General features: G+C 35.9%; 4 protein-coding genes and 9 tRNA genes. All 13 read right to left on the bottom strand.

Annotation, left to right across the window (positions count from 1 at the left end; all coding sequences use genetic code 11):
* Nucleotides 1–101 precede the first annotated feature (101 nt).
* The gene (locus E0E32_RS00060) at nucleotides 102–254 is read right to left on the bottom strand and encodes a hypothetical protein (RefSeq protein WP_286171576.1); all 153 of its coding nucleotides are present in this window, start codon (nucleotides 252–254) and stop codon (nucleotides 102–104) included.
* 74 nt (nucleotides 255–328) lie between these two features.
* Nucleotides 329–472: a hypothetical protein gene (locus E0E32_RS22480; protein ID WP_207302254.1), complete on the bottom strand. Its 144-nt coding sequence runs from the start codon at nucleotides 470–472 to the stop codon at nucleotides 329–331.
* Between the two features lie 538 nt (nucleotides 473–1010).
* Nucleotides 1011–1568, bottom strand: a complete 558-nt coding sequence (locus E0E32_RS00055) for a GNAT family N-acetyltransferase (protein WP_286171575.1) — start codon at nucleotides 1566–1568, stop codon at nucleotides 1011–1013.
* Nucleotides 1569–1665: 97 nt separating this feature from the next.
* The gene (locus E0E32_RS00050; RefSeq protein ID WP_130858599.1) at nucleotides 1666–2124 is read right to left on the bottom strand and encodes an NUDIX hydrolase; all 459 of its coding nucleotides are present in this window, start codon (nucleotides 2122–2124) and stop codon (nucleotides 1666–1668) included.
* Nucleotides 2125–3072: 948 nt separating this feature from the next.
* A tRNA-Leu gene (locus tag E0E32_RS00045) sits at nucleotides 3073–3154 on the bottom strand.
* A gap of 12 nt (nucleotides 3155–3166) precedes the next feature.
* Nucleotides 3167–3240 (bottom strand) — tRNA-Cys (locus E0E32_RS00040).
* A 20-nt stretch (nucleotides 3241–3260) separates the two neighbouring features.
* A tRNA-Gly gene (locus E0E32_RS00035) sits at nucleotides 3261–3335 on the bottom strand.
* Between the two features lie 6 nt (nucleotides 3336–3341).
* Nucleotides 3342–3416 (bottom strand) — tRNA-Gln (locus E0E32_RS00030).
* Nucleotides 3417–3432: 16 nt separating this feature from the next.
* Nucleotides 3433–3508: transfer RNA gene (locus tag E0E32_RS00025), tRNA-His, on the bottom strand.
* 11 nt (nucleotides 3509–3519) lie between these two features.
* Nucleotides 3520–3590, bottom strand: a tRNA-Trp gene (locus tag E0E32_RS00020).
* 16 nt (nucleotides 3591–3606) lie between these two features.
* Nucleotides 3607–3692: transfer RNA gene (locus E0E32_RS00015), tRNA-Tyr, on the bottom strand.
* Between the two features lie 32 nt (nucleotides 3693–3724).
* Nucleotides 3725–3800 (bottom strand) — tRNA-Phe (locus E0E32_RS00010).
* Nucleotides 3801–3831: 31 nt separating this feature from the next.
* A tRNA-Asp gene (locus tag E0E32_RS00005) sits at nucleotides 3832–3908 on the bottom strand.
* Nucleotides 3909–3958 lie beyond the last annotated feature (50 nt).

The following is a 3958-nucleotide window of genomic DNA, read 5'->3' as shown; positions in this document are numbered from 1 at the left end:
TTAAACGTTGTTGGTCCAACGAGGAGTTTAAAGTTATTTGGAGAGGTTGGCAAGTGGCCATTTAATTTATGCAGGGCCCTGCATAAATTAAATGCCAATCCCTACATAATTAGTTTGCCATAAACAACCAGTCCATCATTTGGCAGTTGGAAATTTTCATACACATGAAAACTCTCTTCTTTTAATTTACTCATTTCATCCATATACGTTTGTATCGTACTGCCTTCTTGAAAATATTCTGCTTCTGCTTTCATTGATTACACCTCTTTGATCTTAACGTAATGCCAAAAATGTAGCATACCACATAGGAAAAGTACAGAAGTTAGCCTTAGGAAGAAAACCGGCTTTCATAAGACAGTGGCTCTCCTTTCCGCAATGACTGGCTCAATCTGTCCGCAATACTCAACGTTTTATCTAACACCTTTTTTTCTTCCTCAAATGGCACGAAAAATCCCTCCTCATTTAATGTCATGTTATTTTAGCAATAAAATGAAGAAAAATATAGACTTATATATTCCGTTCATGTATACTATTTAATACAGTCATACCAAAAATAATTTTACATATAATGTAAAAACCTCTCGGGAAATAACTTGATTTTCCGAGAGGTTTTTTTGTAAATATTTCTTATAGAATATTTTATTTTGATAATAAAATTCATGTAATTGTATCAAACATTTTCAATCCATAGTTTATATAATCGAAGATACCTGTTTTTAACAGTATTTTTAGATTCAATTCACAGCTTCCGGCTCCCATATGAAAATCTACCATAATACAAAAAACTCACAAACTCCATTATTTCAATGCTTGTGAGCCATTCTTTCTTAGTCTATTGCAATGAAAAATTATGGTTGACATTAGTGATCGGGCGAAAACTCCGAAGAAACACGATTTTGAGTAGTGCAGTTCATTTTATTCTCTAACGTGAATAGTGTTTTTTTCAAGTCTCTGTCCATACGATTTTAGTACAATAAACATTCTAGCGATAATCTTTTTTGCAATACCATTTATAAAATCTGCCATTCGTGCTTTAATATACTATACAATAGAGAGTCTCGCCAACCATCTTTAATTAACAAATCTTCACGTATTTTCCCTTCTTGAATCATCCCGACTTTTTGTAAGACTTTAGATGAACCTATATTTCTCGGGTCACAAGTTGCAAAAATTCGATGCATTTTATGTTCCTTAAATCCATAATCAATTATCAAATTGGCAACTTCAGTCGCTATCCCTTTCCCCCAATACTTTGGATTTACAATATATGCAATTTCTCCATTCCTATTGAAACTATCTCTAATATTAAACTCTCCTGCCCCAATTAATCTTTTGTTAGCTTTTTCTATAATAGCAAACACATATCTAGTTCTTAATTTTTCATTATTAGCCTCTTCCATTATTTGATTAACAAAATTCTTTGTATCTTCTATTGTATTAGGCCCCCAAGGTTGGTATTGACAAACCATTTCTTGTGAGGCGTATTCATGAATATCACTCCAGTCACTTTCAATTATCTCCCTTAAAAATACCCGGCCATTGGATATACTAATATTGTTATGCACCAATAGACTCACCTCATTTATGAAAATTCAAAACTTTCTTTAACTCGGTTGAAAAGCTTCTAAGTAATATAACCTCCTTAGTGTTTCTATCCCCCCAAAATTACTTTATTTGTTTTTGGAATATATTATTAGTAGGGTGATAACTTTTTTGAACAAGACAATTTACAATTTGTTTTATAACGGTTGGATTACGAAGTTCATCATCATTAAATTTTACTAAATCACTCAGCTCCATCCAAACACTATCAATAATTTCATCTTCTTCAAGATATACTGAACCTCCAGTAATCTTCCCTATAAAATGAAACATAATCACTTGGTCTTGAGTACTGCTAATAAAATTATAAATACCCGTCGTATAAGTGAGTTCCACATCAAACCCTGTCTCTTCTTTCACTTCTCTTCTAGCTGACAAAAGGATGTCTTCCCCTTCTTCCATTCTTCCGCTTGGAAAATTCCACTTATTTATTACATTTGATTTGTTTTCTTTAATCATTAATACTTTTTCATCTTTAATTAGCGACACACTAACAACTAAAACAATTGGTTTTCCAGTCATTTTTTCTCCTCATTATTTATAATTAATGTCTATTGTCAACAACCTTAACACTTACAATAATCATTTCTTTTATTCAGAAATTAACACGTTATGTAAATACACCCGTCCAGAAACTTTATAGTGTTCCATTATCATTTTAACATAAAAGAGCAATTACCTAGTTTTTATAACGTCTATAAGCTATCATCTATACTTTGATATCGTCACAGCCTCCTCGGTATTAGCCACCCAATTCATTGTTTTTAGCGCCTTTATTCAAGTAAAAAGATTAGCTGTAAATAATTCCAGTAGTTGCTTGGTTACGTACTTACCGATACAGTCGTGAAAATTTTTCCTCTCTTAACCATAAAAAAGAACGTTTATACAACGCTCTTCAAGGATCCCACATATCATCTTCATTGTAATTTAGCTCTATTACTTTTCTTAATTTCTTCTTAGTTTTTTTCTTTCTCTTTTTTGTTAGTAGCTTCTTTAAGAATTTCAGCAACCTAACAGCCCCTTTTTATCATTACTATTAGCCTAAAATAGATTGGTTAATATGACAAGAGACGATTAAATGTTTATTGCTAAAAAACATAATAAAATACCTACTAGCACTGCTACGAATGGCTTGTCCTTTTGAGTTCTCGGTCAAAGCATAAAATGATAGGCAACAATGCTGTTAATAAATCACTGAAAAAAGCATTAAAATTTTAATGAAATAACTATTAGTTCCTTTTACTCCTAATATAACATATAAACGTTATGTCCATGTTATGAAAGAGTTACAAAAAGAAGATGACAATATAGCAGTAGCAGTTAATATGTATTGAATTGTGGTGCAATTGTGTATTAAAATTTAAAAATTTATGTTATTGCCAAGAAATAAAAAATGCTTATAAACGCTGTGATGTCAACGTTTATAAGCATATCGATGATTCCTAAAATCATCCTAAATTACCCTTTTAATACCGGTGGTCGGGGTCGAACCGACACTCCCGAAGGAACACGATTTTGAGTCGTGCGCGTCTGCCAATTCCGCCACACCGGCATGATCAAATTCTGGAGGCGGCAACCGGATTTGAACCGGTGATAAAGGTTTTGCAGACCTCTGCCTTACCACTTGGCTATGCCGCCACCATTTTGGTTAAATAAAATGGAGCGGAAGACGGGATTCGAACCCGCGACCCCCACCTTGGCAAGGTGATGTTCTACCACTGAACTACTTCCGCAAATAATGGCTGGGCTAGCTGGATTCGAACCAGCGCATGACGGTACCAAAAACCGTTGCCTTACCGCTTGGCTATAGCCCAATGCCTATTTAAATAATGGGGCGACCAGTGGGGATCGAACCCACGTATGCCGGAACCACAATCCGGTGCGTTAACCACTTCGCCATGACCGCCATAAACGCTACAGGGGTAGTAGGAATCGAACCCACATCAAAGGTTTTGGAGACCTTCGTTTTACCATTAAACTATACCCCTACGATTACTAAATAAATGGTGGAGGGAGTAGGACTCGAACCTACGAACCCGATGGGAGCGGATTTACAGTCCGCCGCGTTTGGCCAACTTCGCTATCCCTCCATATAAATAACAAAAAGAGAATTTTTTAAAAGTGGTGGCTCGGGACGGAATCGAACCGCCGACACACGGATTTTCAGTCCGTTGCTCTACCGACTGAGCTACCGAGCCAAGAATGAATGAATCTATTGATATGTATTAGTGGCGGTCCGGACGGGACTCGAACCCGCGACCTCCTGCGTGACAGGCAGGCATTCTAACCAACTGAACTACCGGACCATTGGTTGCGGGGGCAAGATTTGAACTTGCGACCTTCGGGTTATGAGCCC

Origin of the sequence: Gracilibacillus phocaeensis (genome assembly GCF_900626275.1) — a bacterium.
GTDB lineage: Bacteria > Bacillota > Bacilli > Bacillales > Amphibacillaceae > Gracilibacillus > Gracilibacillus timonensis.
This window is presented reverse-complemented; position numbering and strand designations above follow the sequence as displayed.